Source organism: Streptomyces sp. NPDC046379, assembly GCF_055587785.1.
On record NZ_JBVJFP010000006.1, the window covers coordinates 72,083 to 85,880 of the forward strand.

The 13,798-nt window shown below is 72.1% G+C and carries 14 protein-coding genes; 6 read left to right on the plus strand and 8 right to left on the minus strand.

What is annotated here, in order from left to right; translation table 11 throughout:
* Positions 1-46 precede the first annotated feature (46 nt).
* From ACZ6KF_RS12995 to ACZ6KF_RS13010, 4 genes are read right to left on the minus strand one after another with little or no spacing between them, the layout of a single operon-like run.
* Complete coding sequence (locus ACZ6KF_RS12995) at positions 47-1,138, minus strand: amidohydrolase family protein (protein WP_356633034.1); 1,092 nt, start codon at positions 1,136-1,138, stop codon at positions 47-49.
* A 10-nt stretch (positions 1,139-1,148) separates the two neighbouring features.
* A complete protein-coding gene (locus tag ACZ6KF_RS13000; RefSeq protein WP_469160280.1) occupies positions 1,149-1,952 on the minus strand; it encodes an amino acid ABC transporter ATP-binding protein in 804 nt (267 codons plus the stop codon).
* Positions 1,949-2,785 (minus strand): amino acid ABC transporter permease, encoded by an 837-nt coding sequence (locus ACZ6KF_RS13005; RefSeq protein WP_469160279.1) that lies wholly within the window; start codon positions 2,783-2,785, stop codon positions 1,949-1,951. The genes ACZ6KF_RS13000 and ACZ6KF_RS13005 overlap by 4 nt, the downstream gene beginning before the upstream one ends.
* Positions 2,782-3,627: a transporter substrate-binding domain-containing protein gene (locus tag ACZ6KF_RS13010; protein ID WP_469238461.1), complete on the minus strand. Its 846-nt coding sequence runs from the start codon at positions 3,625-3,627 to the stop codon at positions 2,782-2,784. Before ACZ6KF_RS13010 ends, ACZ6KF_RS13005 begins: the two co-directional genes overlap by 4 nt.
* Before the next feature lie 182 nt (positions 3,628-3,809).
* Here ACZ6KF_RS13010 and ACZ6KF_RS13015 point away from each other — a divergent pair, with 182 nt between their 5' ends.
* The 5 genes from ACZ6KF_RS13015 (at position 3,810) to thpD (ending at position 8,345) form a co-directional block, all read left to right on the plus strand.
* Positions 3,810-4,856, plus strand: coding sequence for a pyridoxal-phosphate-dependent aminotransferase family protein (locus tag ACZ6KF_RS13015; protein ID WP_469160277.1), 1,047 nt, complete (start codon positions 3,810-3,812; stop codon positions 4,854-4,856).
* 364 nt (positions 4,857-5,220) lie between these two features.
* A complete protein-coding gene (gene ectA / locus ACZ6KF_RS13020) occupies positions 5,221-5,739 on the plus strand; it encodes a diaminobutyrate acetyltransferase (RefSeq protein WP_356633044.1) in 519 nt (172 codons plus the stop codon).
* A 13-nt stretch (positions 5,740-5,752) separates the two neighbouring features.
* A complete protein-coding gene (gene ectB / locus ACZ6KF_RS13025; RefSeq protein WP_469160276.1) occupies positions 5,753-7,024 on the plus strand; it encodes a diaminobutyrate--2-oxoglutarate transaminase in 1,272 nt (423 codons plus the stop codon).
* A 20-nt stretch (positions 7,025-7,044) separates the two neighbouring features.
* Complete coding sequence (locus ACZ6KF_RS13030) at positions 7,045-7,449, plus strand: ectoine synthase (RefSeq protein ID WP_469238462.1); 405 nt, start codon at positions 7,045-7,047, stop codon at positions 7,447-7,449.
* Between the two features lie 8 nt (positions 7,450-7,457).
* Positions 7,458-8,345: an ectoine hydroxylase gene (gene thpD / locus ACZ6KF_RS13035; protein WP_356633114.1), complete on the plus strand. Its 888-nt coding sequence runs from the start codon at positions 7,458-7,460 to the stop codon at positions 8,343-8,345.
* Between the two features lie 164 nt (positions 8,346-8,509).
* Here the strand turns inward: thpD and ACZ6KF_RS13040 are convergent, their stop codons facing one another.
* The 4 genes from ACZ6KF_RS13040 to ACZ6KF_RS13055 all read right to left on the minus strand — a co-directional run bounded on the left by ACZ6KF_RS13040 (position 8,510) and on the right by ACZ6KF_RS13055 (position 12,827).
* Positions 8,510-9,565 (minus strand): aminotransferase class V-fold PLP-dependent enzyme, encoded by a 1,056-nt coding sequence (locus ACZ6KF_RS13040; protein ID WP_469160274.1) that lies wholly within the window; start codon positions 9,563-9,565, stop codon positions 8,510-8,512.
* A 99-nt stretch (positions 9,566-9,664) separates the two neighbouring features.
* The gene (locus ACZ6KF_RS13045) at positions 9,665-10,384 is read right to left on the minus strand and encodes a DsbA family oxidoreductase (RefSeq protein WP_469160273.1); all 720 of its coding nucleotides are present in this window, start codon (positions 10,382-10,384) and stop codon (positions 9,665-9,667) included.
* A 99-nt stretch (positions 10,385-10,483) separates the two neighbouring features.
* Positions 10,484-11,095: a DUF1349 domain-containing protein gene (locus ACZ6KF_RS13050; RefSeq protein ID WP_469160272.1), complete on the minus strand. Its 612-nt coding sequence runs from the start codon at positions 11,093-11,095 to the stop codon at positions 10,484-10,486.
* A 202-nt stretch (positions 11,096-11,297) separates the two neighbouring features.
* The gene (locus tag ACZ6KF_RS13055) at positions 11,298-12,827 is read right to left on the minus strand and encodes an aldehyde dehydrogenase (NADP(+)) (RefSeq protein WP_469238463.1); all 1,530 of its coding nucleotides are present in this window, start codon (positions 12,825-12,827) and stop codon (positions 11,298-11,300) included.
* A 129-nt stretch (positions 12,828-12,956) separates the two neighbouring features.
* Here ACZ6KF_RS13055 and ACZ6KF_RS13060 point away from each other — a divergent pair, with 129 nt between their 5' ends.
* On the plus strand, positions 12,957-13,730 hold the full coding sequence (locus ACZ6KF_RS13060) for an IclR family transcriptional regulator (RefSeq protein ID WP_356633058.1): 774 nt from the start codon (positions 12,957-12,959) through the stop codon (positions 13,728-13,730).
* Positions 13,731-13,798: the final 68 nt, after the last annotated feature.

Consider the following 13,798-nt stretch of genomic DNA (forward strand, 5'->3'; position numbering starts at 1 on the left):
CGGGCGGCGCGTCCGCGCCCCGAGGGGCGGATTTCCGTCACCCCGGTCACCGGACCACCCGCCCGTTGAGCACGATCCGCCGTGGCGCCGCCAGCACCCGTACGTCCGCCCTGGGGTCCGCCTCGTACACCACCAGGTCCGCCGGCGCGCCCTCGTCCAGGCCGGGCCGGCCGAGCCAGCGGCGCGCGGCCCAGGTCGTCGCGGACACCGCCGCCTCGGGCGGAATCCCGGCGGTGACCAGTTCCGCCACCTCGGCGGCGGCCAGCCCGTGGGCGAGCGAGCCGCCGGCGTCCGTGCCGACGTACACCGGGATACCGGCGTCGTAGGCGGCGCGCACGGTGTCGTAACGCCGCTCGTGCAGGCGCCGCATGTGCTCGGCCCAGCGCGGGTAGCGGGCCTCGCCCCCGGCGGCCAGCCCGGGGAAGGTGGCGATGTTGACCAGCGTCGGCACGATCGCTACCCGGCGTTCGGCGAACAGCGGGATCAGGTCCTCGGTGAGCCCTGTCGCGTGCTCGACGCAGTCGATGCCCGCCTCGACGAGGTCGCGCAGGGAGTCCTCGGCGAAGCAGTGCGCGGTGACCCGGGCGCCCAGCCGGTGCGCCTCGGCGATGGCGGCCTCGGCCGCCTCCCGGGGCCAGCAGGCGGCCAGGTCGCCGAGGTCGCGGTCGATCCAGTCGCCGACCAGCTTCACCCAGCCGTCGCCGCGCCGGGCCTCCTGGGCGACGTACGCGACCAGGTCGTCCGGCTCGATCTCGTGGGCGTAGTTGCGGATGTAGCGGCGGGTGCGGGCGATGTGCCGCCCGGCGCGGATGATCTTCGGCAGGTCCTCGCGTTCGTCCGCCCAGCGGGTGTCGGAGGGCGAGCCGGCGTCCCGGATCAGCAGTGTGCCGGCCTCCCGGTCGGCCAGCGCCTGCCGCTCGGCGACGTCCCTCGGCACCGCGCCGTGCGCGTCGAGGCCCACATGGCAGTGCGCGTCGACCAGGCCGGGCAGCGCCCACCCCGTCACCGTGCGCACCTCGCGGGCGCCGGCGGGGCGGTCGTACGAGATCCGCCCGCCGATCACCCAGAGCTCGTCCCGGACGTCGTCGGGCCCGACGAGCACCCGCCCCTTCACGTGCAGCACCGGCTGATCGCTCATGGACGGCACCTTAGTGAGGGGGCCCGCCCCGGCCGCCCACCTGGTCGGACTTCTCCTCCTCCACCTCCGCCATCGCCGGGTCGAGGAGGCGGGAGAGGAAGTGGCGGGTGCGTTCGTGGCGGGGGGCGGTGACGACCTGCTCCGGGGCGCCGTCCTCGACGACGACGCCGCCGTCCATGAAGACGACCCGGTCGGCGACCTCGCGGGCGAAGGTCATCTCGTGCGTGACGACCATCATCGTCATGCCGTCCCGCGCGAGCATCCGCATCACCGCCAGGACGTCGCCGACCAGTTCCGGGTCGAGCGCCGAGGTCGGCTCGTCGAACAGCATCACCTCGGGTCCCATCGCCAGGGCGCGGGCGATGGCGACGCGCTGCTGCTGGCCGCCGGAGAGGGAGGCGGGGTGGGCGTCCGCCTTCTCGGCGAGGCCGACCCGCTCCAGGTTCTCGGCGGCGACCCTGGCGGCCGTCGCCCTGTCCCGGCGCAGCACCCGGCGCTGCGGCAGGGTGAGGTTCTCGGTGACGGTCAGGTGCGGGAACAGGTTGAACTGCTGGAAGACCATGCCGATGCGGCGTCGTACGGCGTCGATGTCGACGTCCGGGTCGGTGACCTCGGTGCCGCCGACGACGACCCGGCCCCGGCTCGGTTCCTCCAGCAGGTTGACGCAGCGCAGCAGGGTCGACTTGCCCGAGCCGGAGGGGCCGATGACGCAGACGACCTCGCCCTGGCCGATCTGCAGGTCGATGCCGCGCAGGACGTGGTTGTCGCCGAACGACTTGTGCAGGTCGTGGATCTCGATTTCCGGTCGGCTCATTTCACGGCCTCCTGGGCCCTGGCCTCCATGCGGCGCACGACGAGGCCGAGCGGGATCGTGACCAGCAGGTAGCACAGGCCGGCGACGAGGATCGGCGTGGAGTTGGCGGTGGTGCTGGCCAGGTCGCGGCCGTACTTGGACAGCTCCCGCTCCTCCAGGGTGACGCCGAGGAACAGCACCAGCGAGGAGTCCTTGAAGAGGAGGACCAGTTCGTTGGTGAGCGGCGGGAGGATGATCCGGAACGCCTGCGGCAGGATGATCGAGACCATGGCCCTGCCGGGTGAGAACCCCAGGGAGCGGGCCGCCTCCATCTGGCCCTTGGGGACGGCCTGGATGCCCGCGCGGATCGTCTCGGCCATGTAGGCGGCGGCCACCAGGCCGAGCGCGAGGGCGACCTTGCCGTAGGTGCCGCCGACGATCTCGGTGCCCGGGAAGGCCAGCGGGACGGCCACGCCGATGAAGATGAAGATCAACAGGGCGGGCAGGCCGCGGAAGATCTCGATGTAGATCCCGGCCAGCCAGCGGTAGGGGCCCACGGAAGACAGCCGCATCAGCGCGATGACCATGCCGAGCACCAGCCCGACGGCGAAGCCGGTGACGGTGAAGAGCACGGTGTTCTTGAGCGCCAGCGTGATGACGTCCGGGAACATCTGCCGCGCGATGTCCTCCTGCGCGAACTGGTTCCGCAGCCGGTCCCAGTCGGCCGAGACCGCGAAGGCGATCACGGCCGCGACGAACACCACGTACTGGACCCCGCGCGACAGGCTCCGCTTCTGCCTCCTGGACAGCCCCTTGCGCCGCGGCTGGACCTCGGCCTTGGCGACGCCGCTCATGAGGCGGAGGGCGACGCGGCCGACTCCTCGTACGGGCCGATCCACTTCTCGTACAGCTTCTTGTACGTGCCGTCGGACCGGGCCTCGGCGAGGGCCTTGTTGATGGCCTCGCGCAGCGCGGTGTTGCCCTTCTTGACGGTGAAGCCGTACTGCTCGCCGGTGTTGATGTTGTCTGCGACCTCGAAGGCGTCGGCGTTGGCCTTGTCCTTCAGCCAGCCCTGGACGACCGGGTAGTCGATGACGACCGCCTCGACCTGCCCGGTGCGCAGCCCGTTGAGGACGGCGTCGGAGGACTCGAAGGAGACCGGGTCGAGGCCCTGGCCCTTGGCGTGGTCCTCACCGGTGGTCTGCGCCTGCGCGCCCACCTTCCGCCCCTTGAGGTCCGCGAAGGAGGCGATGCCGCTGTCCTTGTCGGCGAGGACCGCCTGGGTCGCCTCGAAGTAGGGGTCGGAGAAGTCGACGTTCTTCTTGCGCTCCTCGGTGATGGTCATGCCGGCGGCGGCCAGGTCGCACTGGCCGGAGTTGAGGAACGCGCCGGTCTTGAAGTTCTCGAACGGGGTGTCGAGGATCTCCTGCGTCACGCCGAGGTCCTCGGCGACCAGGTCGATCAGGGCCACGTCGAAGCCCTGCACCTTGCCGTCGATCTCCGACTGGAACGGCGGATACGGCAAATGGGTGCAGGTCGTCAGCTTCCCGGCCTTGACCAGGCTCACCCCGCCGGCGGTCGTCTCACCGCCGCCGCCCCCGTCGTCGCTGGACGTGCAGCCGGCCACGAGCACCAGCCCGGCCGTAGCGGTGACGGCGGCCAGGGCCCGGACCCGGCGTCCGAGGAGCGTGTTCACGGGGACCTCCTGTGGGGAGACGTGGGGAGCATGCAAGGATTGCGGGATTTGGTGGCGTTTTGCGCCATTTTCCCGTACGGGCCGGAGAACGGGCGCGGTGGCCGCCGGTTACGCTCGTCCGAGTCGATCCGGACCGCGCACGGACAGGCGCGGACAGCGAAGAGAGCGAAGAGAGCACCGCCGTGACCCACCCCTTCCTCGACCTGCCCCCGCTGACCGCCGCGCGCTTCGCGTCGATCGAGGAGCGGGTGGCCCGGCTGCTCTCTACCCGGCAGGACGTGGTGATCATGCAGGGCGAGGCGCTCTTGCCGCTGGAGGGGGCCATCCGCGCCGCCGCGGGTCCCGGCACGACGGCACTGAACGTGATCACGGGGCCGTACGGGACGACGTTCGGCAACTGGCTGCGGGACTGCGGGGCGACGGTCCACGACCTGGCGGTGCCGTTCCACACGGCCGTCACGGCCGAGGACGTCCGGCGGGCCTTCGCCGAGCACCCGGAGACCGACTTCGTGTCGCTGGTGCACGCGGAGGCGGCGACCGGCAACACCAACCCGGTCGCGGAGATCGGCGAGGCGGTGCGGGAGCAGGGGGCGCTGTTCTACCTGGACGCGGTCGCCTCGGTCGGCGCGGAGCCGGTGCTGCCGGACGCGTGGGGCGTGGACCTGTGCGTGATCGGGGCGCAGAAGGCGATGGGCGGCCCGGCGGGCGTGTCGGCGGTTTCGGTGAGCGAGCGGGCCTGGGCCCGGATGGCGGCGAACCCCCGCGCGCCGCGGCGCTCGTACCTGTCGCTGCTGGACTGGAAGGAGCGCTGGATCGACGCCGGCCGCGGCGCGCTGCCGCACGCGCCGGCGCAGCTGGAGATGCTGGCGCTGGAGGCGTGCCTGGAGCGCATCGAGGAGGCCGGGCTCGAGACGGTGATGGCACGGCACGCCTCCGCCGCGGCGGACACCCGGGCCGGGGCGGCGGCGCTGGGCCTGGCGCCGTACGTGCATGACGCGACCCAGGCGGCGCCCGTGGCGACGACCCTGCGGACACCGCCCGGCGTCGACGCCTCGGAGCTGGTGGCGCGGGCCCTCACGGCCGACGCCTCGCTGCCGCTGGCGGCGGGCGGCGGCGCGCTGGCGAAGGAGATGATCCGGGTCAACCACTACGGGCCGGACGCGACGCGGGAGGCCGTGCGGGCGTCGCTGGACGCCCTCGGAACGGCGCTCACGGAAATGCGGCACTGATTCGCCCGGCCTGCCGGGATCCTGCGGCAGCCTTATAGGCGGCCTAATTCCCGGCATTCTTTCCCCGTATTCCATACCCATTACCCGAAGCGACTTCCCGTCTTCTTCTGCCCGATTCACCCGACCCTAAACGCGAAGATTTCGCGAACGCCGAGTGGCGTAATCCGGGCGGGTGCCGCAGGGGTTACACGGGTGTGACGCGTTACACAACGCGCCCGTTTCACACCATTCCTCCGGGTCAAACCGCCCTATAAGGCATGGTTCTCGCGTGGCCGTACGCGCCCGCGTGATAACACACGCGAAGGCCTTACGTAAGACCTGACGGCCATGCAATTTTCAATTTCGCTCGCTAAATTCAATTCGCATGACTGCCGCACCAGCAGACCTGCACATCGACCGACCGGCGGTGACGGACGGGGCCGCGATCTGGCGCATGGCCAAGGAATCCGGGACCCTCGACCTGAACTCGTCGTACAGCTATCTGCTCTGGTGCCGGGACTTCGCCGGCACCTCGGCGGTGGCCCGGGACGCCGGGGGCGAGCCGATCGGGTTCGTCACCGGATATCTGCGGCCGGACCGTCCCGGGACCCTGCTCGTGTGGCAGGTGGCCGTCGACGCCGCGCACCGCGGCCGGGGGCTGGCCGCCCGGCTGCTCGACGGGCTCACCGCCCGGGTCGCCGCCGAGCACGGCGGCCTGACCCGTGTCGAGACCACCATCACGCCGGGCAACACCGCCTCCGAGCGGCTGTTCACCTCCTACGCCGAGCGCCACGGAGCGCGCGTCGAGCGCGAGGTGCTGTTCGACGCCGGACAGTTCCCGGACGGCCCGCACGACCCCGAGGTGCTCTACCGCATCGGCCCGCTGACCCACCTGTCGCATTGAGGAGCGAATCGTCGTGACCATCACCCAGCCCGACCTCAGCGTCTTCGAGACCCTGGAGTCCGAGGTGCGCAGCTACTGCCGCGGCTGGCCCACCGTCTTCGACCGCGCGCGCGGCAGCCGCATGTACGACGAGGACGGCCACGAGTACCTCGACTTCTTCGCCGGAGCGGGCTCGCTCAACTACGGGCACAACAACCCGGTGCTCAAACGGGCCCTGCTCGACTATCTGGAGCGGGACGGCGTCACCCACGGCCTCGACATGTCGACCACGGCCAAGCGCACCTTCCTGCAGACCTTCCAGGACCTGGTGCTGCGCCCCCGCGACCTGCCGTACAAGGTCATGTTCCCGGGCCCGACCGGCACCAACGCGGTCGAGTCCGCGCTGAAGCTGGCCCGGAAGGTCAAGGGCCGCGAGGCCATCGTGTCCTTCACCAACGCCTTCCACGGCATGTCGCTCGGCTCGCTCGCGGTGACCGGCAACGCCTTCAAGCGGGCCGGCGCGGGCATTCCGCTGGTGCACGGCACGCCGATGCCGTTCGACAACTACTTCGACGGCAAGGTGCCGGACTTCCTGTGGTTCGAGCGGCTGCTGGAGGACCAGGGCTCGGGGCTGAACAAGCCCGCCGCCGTGATCGTGGAGACCGTGCAGGGCGAGGGCGGCATCAACGTCGCCCGACCCGAGTGGCTGCGGGCGCTGGCGGACCTGTGCGCGCGCCAGGACATGCTGCTGATCGTGGACGACATCCAGATGGGCTGCGGACGCACCGGCGCGTTCTTCTCCTTCGAGGAGGCCGGCGTCGTCCCCGACATCGTCACCGTGTCCAAGTCGATCAGCGGCTACGGGCTGCCGATGTCGCTGTGCCTGTTCAAGCCGGAACTGGACGTGTGGGAGCCGGGCGAGCACAACGGCACCTTCCGCGGCAACAACCCCGCGTTCGTCACGGCCACCGCGGCGCTGGAGATGTACTGGACCGACGGCTCGGCCATGGAGAAGCAGACCCGGGCGCGCGGCGAGCAGATCGAGCAGCACCTGATCTCGATCACCGAGGAGAACCTCGCCGACGTCAAGGAGTACCGGGGCCGCGGGCTGGTGTGGGGCATCGAGTTCCACGAGAAGGCGCGGGCCGAGCGGATCGCCCGGCGCGCCTTCGAACTGGGGCTGCTCATCGAGACGTCCGGTCCCGAGAGCGAGGTCGTCAAGCTGCTGCCCGCGCTGACCATCACCCCCGACGAGCTGGACGAGGGCCTGCGCGTCCTGGCCCGCGCCGTCCGGGAAACCATCTAGCCAGGAGGCATCGCACCACCGTGATCGTCCGTTCCTTCAAGGAGCTCGAGGGCACCGACCGGCATGTGAAGTCCGCGTCCGGCACCTGGGAGAGCAAGCGCATCGTCCTCGCCCGGGAGAGGGTCGGCTTCTCCCTGCACGAGACCGTCCTGCACGCGGGCACCGAGACGTCCATGTGGTACGCGAACCACGTCGAGGCCGTCGTCTGCGTCGAGGGCGAGGCCGAACTGACCGACCACGAGACCGGGCGGACGTACACCATCACGCCCGGGACCATGTACCTCCTCGACGGCCACGAGCGGCACACGCTCAGGGTCCTGGAGGACTTCCGCTGCATCTGCGTGTTCAACCCGCCCGTCACGGGACGGGAGGACCACGACGAGAACGGCGTCTATCCCCTGCTCACCGAACCGGAGGAGGTGTGACCGTCTCCATGACCACCGTCACCGATCTCTACCCGACCCGCGGCACGGCCGAGGTGTCCGTCCCCCGCCAGGACCCCGTCGTCTGGGGCTCCCCCGACACCCCGGGCCCGATCGCCGAGGCCGACCTGCGGGCGTACGAGCGCGACGGCTTCCTCGCCGTCGACCGGCTCATCGAGGACGACGAGGTCGCCGTCTACCGCCGGGAGCTGGAGCGGCTGGTGGCCGACCCGGCGATCCGGGCCGACGAGCGGTCGATCGTCGAGCCGAAGTCGAAGGAGATCCGGTCCGTCTTCGAGGTGCACCGGATCAGCGAGGTGTTCGCCGCGCTGGTGCGCGACGAGCGCGTGGTCGGCCGGGCCCGGCAGATCCTCGGTTCGGACGTGTACGTCCACCAGTCGCGGATCAACGTCAAGCCGGGCTTCGGGGCCAGCGGCTTCTACTGGCACTCCGACTTCGAGACCTGGCACGCCGAGGACGGCCTGCCGAACATGCGTACGGTGTCCGTCTCGATCGCGCTGACCGAGAACTACGACACCAACGGCGGCCTGATGATCATGCCGGGGTCGCACCGGACGTTCCTCGGATGTGCGGGGGCCACGCCGAAGGACAACTACAAGAAGTCGCTGCAGATGCAGGACGCGGGCACGCCGTCGGACGAGGCCCTGACCCGGATGGCGTCCGAGTACGGCATCCGGCTGTTCACCGGCAGGGCCGGGTCGGCGACGTGGTTCGACTGCAACTGCATGCACGGGTCCGGCGACAACATCACGCCGTTCCCGCGCAGCAACGTCTTCATCGTCTTCAACAGCGTGGAGAACGCGGCGGAGGAGCCGTTCGCGGCGCCGGTGCGGCGGCCGGAGTTCATCGGGGCGCGGGACTTCACGCCGGTGCGCTGAGCCGAGCCCGGCCGGGGGCACGGGGGTCGCCCCCGGAGAACACCGCATCGGGGCGCGGGACTTCACGCCGGTACGGTGAAGGCCGACGCGCTGAACCTCGGTTCGGTGAACGCCGGTCGAGGGCGGTGCCGGAGCGGGCCGGCGCCGCCCTTCGGCGTGCGCGTTCAGCCGGAGAGCGCGTCCAGCAGCCGGTCGACGTCCGCGGGCGTGTTGTAGAGGTGGAAGGACGCGCGCAGGTTGCCCGCGCGGTCGGAGACCTCGATGCCGGCGCGCTCCAGCTCCGGCTGCCGGGCGCCGAGCCCCGGCACCGAGACGATCGCGGAGCCGGGCGCGGGCAGGGCCTCGTGGCCCAGGCCGAGCAGCCCGTCCCGGAACCGGTCGGCGAGGGCCGTGTCGTGGTCGTGGACGGCGTCGACGCCGCCGAGTTCCTCGATCAGTTCCAGGGAGCTGCGCAGCCCGGCGTAGGTGAACAGGGCCGGGGGCAGGTCGAACCGGCGGGCGGAGTCGGCGAGCCGGGTGACGGGGCCGTAGCAGCTGTCGAAGGGGACCTCGCCCGCGACCCAGCCGGCGAGCACCGGGGTCAGTCCGCCGAAGTCCTCCGGGACGGTGAGGAAGGCGGCGCCGTGCGGGCCGAGCAGCCACTTGTAGGAGACGCAGGCGGTGAAGTCGTAGGCGCCGGCGTCCATCGGCAGCCAGCCGGCGGACTGGGAGAAGTCGACGTAGGTACGGGCCCCGTGCTCCCGGGCCGCCTCGCGCAGGGCGGCCAGGTCGGCGATCCGCCCGTCGGCGGACTGGGCCGCGCTGACCGCGACCAGCGCGGTGCCGGGGCGGACGGACTCCGCGATGCGCTCCAGCGGCACCGCACGGACCTTGAGGTCGCCGCGGACGTGGAAGGCGTTGAGCACGGAGCTGAAGTCGTCCTCGGCGGTGAGGACTTCGGCCCCGGCGGGCAGCGACGCGGCGACGACGCCGGTGTACGCGGCGACCGAGGACCCGGCCGCCACCCGGGTGACGGGAACTCCGGCGAGCCGGGCGTAGGCGGCCCGGCAGGTCTCCACGTCATCGTGCAGGCCGGTCAGGGGCCGGCCCTCGGCCCGGGTCAGCACCGCCTCATTGAGGGCGGCGACCGTACGGGCGGGCAGCAGGCCGTTGCTGGCGGTGTTGAGGAACGTGCGCTTCGGGGCGAACTCGGCGCGGACGAGGGTCTCGAAGGTCTCCATGGCCACCACTGTGGGCCCGGACGACCTCCCCGTCCATTGCCTTTCTCTGCATCGTTCCTGCAAGCATCGCTTATACGACGCCCCTGACCTGCGTGTTCGTCAGCGCTGCGGCACCGCGCACCCGTCGGGCCCGCACGCCTCGGCCGCGGAGTCCCCCGCGTCGACCAGCGTCAGCGGCGACCGCTCGTCCCACGCCCGGGCGAGGGCCTGCGCGAAGACCTCGGCGGGCTGGGCGCCGGAGACGCCGTACTTGCGGTCGATGACGAAGAACGGCACGCCGTTCGCGCCGAGCGCCGCGGCCTCCCGCTCGTCGGCGCGGACCTGGTCGGCGTAGGCGTCCGGGTCGGCGAGGACCGCGCGGACGGCGCTCTCGTCGAGGCCCGCGGCGACGGCGATCTCCACCAGCCGCTCGTCGTCGTTGAAGACGGACCGCTCCTCGGCGAAGTTGGCCTCGTACAACCGCTGGACCAGCTCGTCCTGGCGGCCGTGCTCCTTGGCGAGGTGCAGCAGCCGGTGCATGTCGAAGGTGCTGCCGTGGTCACGGCCGCGCGTGCGGTACGCGAGCCCCTCGGCGGCGGCCTGCGCGCCGAGGTTGTCCTCGCCCGCCCGGGCCTGCGCCTCGGTCATGCCGTACTTGCGGGCGAGCATGGTCAGCACCGGCTGGACGTCGTCCTTGGCGCGGTGCGGGTCGAGCTCGAAGGACCGGTGCACCACCTCGACGTCGTCCCGCGCGGGAAAGGCGGCGAGCGCCTTCTCGAAGCGGGCCTTGCCCACGTAGCACCACGGGCAGGCGATGTCGGTCCAGATTTCGACGCGCATGGAAAAGGGGCCCTCTCCGGATTCGTGCGAGCGCGGAGGGTGCCCTCCGCGGGTGCGTGAACGTTCAACCGGTCGGGTTCATTCCCTCGCCGCCGTCCCTCAGCTGCCGTCGCGCAGGTCCCGCGGCCCGCCGGACCGGAACTCCAGGTGGTCGAACATCACCCCGCACCCCTCGCCCACCGGCGACTGGACCAGGAAGCCGACCAGCGCCGCGCCCGTCTCCCGCTCGTCGCCCAGCGTGAACAGGCGCACGAAGGTCCACCGCTCGCCGTCCAGGGAGGCGTGGAAGGCGAAGGCGCGGCCGAGGCGGCTCACCCGGAGCCAGGCGCTGTCGCCCTCGACGGTGAAGGAGTTGGCGTCGTCGGAGTGGCCCCGGGTGACCACCGTGCAGACGGTGGGCACGTCCGGGGAGTACTCCAGGCACAGCTTCGCCCACGCCCGATCGCCCAGGTGGACGTAGAGCACCCCGGCGTCGAAGGCCCCGGCGAAACCGACGCTCACCCGCGCGATCAGCTGGAAGTCCCCCTCCGGGGGAGCGCCGAGCAGCCGGGGCGCGTCCGATTCCGGGTCGAGCGCCTCCCCCGTGGGCGGCACGAACCGGTCCTGCCGGGCGCCGGCCCGCCCGGCGAGCACACCGTCCGCGTAGGACCAGTGCCCGTCGGGCCCGTGGGCCCGCAGCGAGAACGGCAGTTCGGGAAGTGTCAGCTCCATGCCCTGATCATCCCAGCCCGGGGCCAACGCCGTAAGGGGCGCGGGGAACCGCCCGACCAGCCACCCACCACCGGCACCCGGCAGCCCACCGCACCATCGAGAAGCGGCGCGGGGAACCGCCCGACCAGCCACCCGCGACCCGCACCCGGCAGCCCACCGCACCCTCACGGCGCGGCCCGCTGTCGGCGCCCCCGGCGGAGCGCTACCGCTCCAGCCGCCCGTTGAAGCGCCGCGGCAGCCCCAGCGGGTTGTCGTCGCGCAGCTCGGGCGGGAGCAGGGCCTCGGGGGCGTTCTGGTAGGCCACCGGGCGCAGCCAGCGTTCGATGGCCGTGCCGCCGACGGACGTCGACGTGGACGTCGTCGCCGGGTACGGGCCGCCGTGGTGCTGGGCCGGGGCGACGGCGACGCCCGTGGGCCAGCCGTTGACCAGGACGCGGCCGGCCAGCGGGGTCAGCTCGGCGAGGAGTTCCGCCCCGCGGCCCTCGCCCGCCGCCTCCTGCTCCGACAGGTGCACGGTCGCCGTGAGGTTGCCCGGCAGCCGGGAGAGCACGCCGCGGACCTCTTCCTCGCCGTCGTAGCGGGCGACGACGGTGACCGGGCCGAAGCACTCCTCCAGGAGCAGGTCGTGCTCGCCCTCGGCGGTGAGGCGGTCGGCCGGGACGGTGAGGAAGCCGGCGCTGACCGCGTGCTCGTCGGCGGGGCCGGGCGTGACCGGGGCCTCGACGTCGGGCAGGGTGGTGCGCTCGGCGACGCCGGCGACGAAGTTGTCCCGCATCCGGTGGTCCAGCAGCACGCCGGCCCCGGCGTCGGCGACCGCGTCCGTCAGGGACTTCAGCAGCCGGTCGCCGGCCTCGCCGGACGGCGCGAGCACCAGTCCCGGCTTGACGCAGAACTGGCCGACGCCGAGCGTCATGGACCCGGCGAGCCCCGCGCCGATCGCCTCGGCGCGCTCGGCGGCAGCGGCCTCGGTGACGACGACGGGGTTCAGGGAGCCCAGCTCGCCGTGGAAGGGGATCGGGACCGGACGGGCGGCGGCGGCGTCGAACAGGGCGCGTCCGCCGCGCACCGAACCGGTGAAGCCGGCGGCGGCGACCAGCGGGTGCTTCACCAGCTCCACGCCGGCCTCGAAGCCGTGGACGAGGCCGACGACACCGGCCGGGACGCCGTGCTCGGCGGCGGCCTCCCGCAGCACTCCGGCGACCTGCTCGGACAGGGCCGGGTGGTCGGGGTGGGCCTTGACGACGACCGGGCAGCCGGCGGCGAGGGCGCTGGCGGTGTCGCCGCCGGCGACCGAGAAGGCGAAGGGGAAGTTCGACGCCGAGTAGACGGCGACGACGCCGAGCGGCACCTTGTAGCGGCGCAGGTCGGGGATGGGCGGGGTGGCGGTGTCGTCGGGGTGGTTGATCACCACGTCGAGGAAGGCGCCCTCGTCGACGATGTCCGCGAAGGCCCGCAGCTGGAAGCAGGTGCGGGCGAGTTCCCCGGTCAGCCGGACGGTGCCGAGCGCGGTCTCCGCGTCGGCGGTCGCGACCAGGCGCTCCTTGTCCGCCTCCAGCCGGTCTGCGGCGGTGCGCAGGAAGGCTCCGCGCACGGTGCGGTCGCCCAGGGCGCCGCGGGCGTCGTGCGCCGCGCGGACCGCGGCGTCCACCTCCTGGGCCGTGGCCTCCACCGCAACCTGTTCGCGCTGCTTCCCGGTTCGGGGGTCGACACTCCAGACTGGTGCTGCTGCCACCGCGGGTTCCTCCACATGTATTGCGCAGTGCGTCCGTCATCCACCAGGGCGTTCGATATACTGAACGCTGTCTCTGATGGTGAATATGATGCGGAGACTATTTGCCGTGCAACGAAGGGGTCAAGGGCGATGTCGGCAGGCGAGACAGGCGGCGGAGCGCAGGTCAAGTCCGCGGTGCGGACCGTTGAATTGCTCGAGTACTTCGCCGGACGCCCCGGTATGCACTCCCTCGCGGCCGTCCAGGAGGCGGTCGGCTACCCCAAGTCCAGCCTCTACATGCTGCTGCGCACGCTGGTGGAGCTGGGCTGGGTGGAGACCGACGCCACCGGCACGCGGTACGGCATCGGCGTGCGGGCGCTGCTGGTCGGCACCTCGTACATCGACGGCGACGAGGTGGTGGCGGTGGCCCGGCCGACGCTGGACCGGCTGTCGGACGACACCACGGAGACGATCCACCTCGCCCGGCTCGACGGCACGAACGTCGTCTATCTGGCCACCCGCCAGTCCCAGCACTATCTGCGCCCCTTCACCCGGGTCGGCCGCCGGCTGCCCGCGCACTCCACGTCGCTGGGCAAGGCGCTGCTGAGCACGTACACGGACGAGCAGGTCCGCAAGATGCTGCCCGAGTCGCTGCCCGCGCTGACCGAGAACACCATCACCGACCGGGAGAAGCTCATCGAGGAACTGCACCTGGTGCGTGAGCAGGGGTACGCCGTCGACCGCGAGGAGAACACGCTCGGGCTCCGCTGCTTCGGCGTGGCGATCCCGTACCGCACGCCGGCCCGTGACGCGATCAGCTGTTCGATCCCGGTGGCCCGGCTGACGCCCGCCCACGAGCAGATGGTGAAGGACGCGCTGTTCGACGCGCGGGACCGGCTGACGCTGGCGACGCGCAGGCTCTGAGGCCCGTGGCCCGCCGACCCTTTGGCGGCGGCAGGCGCGCCGCACGGCGCCCGGCCGGGTCGGGGTCG

Excerpts from the sequence above, each read along its gene's own strand:
- ACZ6KF_RS13040 (WP_469160274.1), bottom strand. The coding sequence starts at position 9,565 with ATGGAGACCTTCGAGACCCTCGTCCGCGCCGAGTTCGCCCCGAAGCGC.
- ACZ6KF_RS12995 (WP_356633034.1), bottom strand. The coding sequence starts at position 1,138 with ATGAGCGATCAGCCGGTGCTGCACGTGAAGGGGCGGGTGCTCGTCGGG.
- ACZ6KF_RS13000 (WP_469160280.1), bottom strand. The coding sequence starts at position 1,952 with ATGAGCCGACCGGAAATCGAGATCCACGACCTGCACAAGTCGTTCGGC.
- ACZ6KF_RS13005 (WP_469160279.1), bottom strand. The coding sequence starts at position 2,785 with ATGAGCGGCGTCGCCAAGGCCGAGGTCCAGCCGCGGCGCAAGGGGCTG.
- ACZ6KF_RS13045 (WP_469160273.1), bottom strand. The coding sequence starts at position 10,384 with ATGCGCGTCGAAATCTGGACCGACATCGCCTGCCCGTGGTGCTACGTG.
- ACZ6KF_RS13050 (WP_469160272.1), bottom strand. The coding sequence starts at position 11,095 with ATGGAGCTGACACTTCCCGAACTGCCGTTCTCGCTGCGGGCCCACGGG.
- ectA (WP_356633044.1), top strand. The coding sequence starts at position 5,221 with ATGACTGCCGCACCAGCAGACCTGCACATCGACCGACCGGCGGTGACG.
- ACZ6KF_RS13060 (WP_356633058.1), top strand. The coding sequence starts at position 12,957 with ATGTCGGCAGGCGAGACAGGCGGCGGAGCGCAGGTCAAGTCCGCGGTG.
- thpD (WP_356633114.1), top strand. The coding sequence starts at position 7,458 with ATGACCACCGTCACCGATCTCTACCCGACCCGCGGCACGGCCGAGGTG.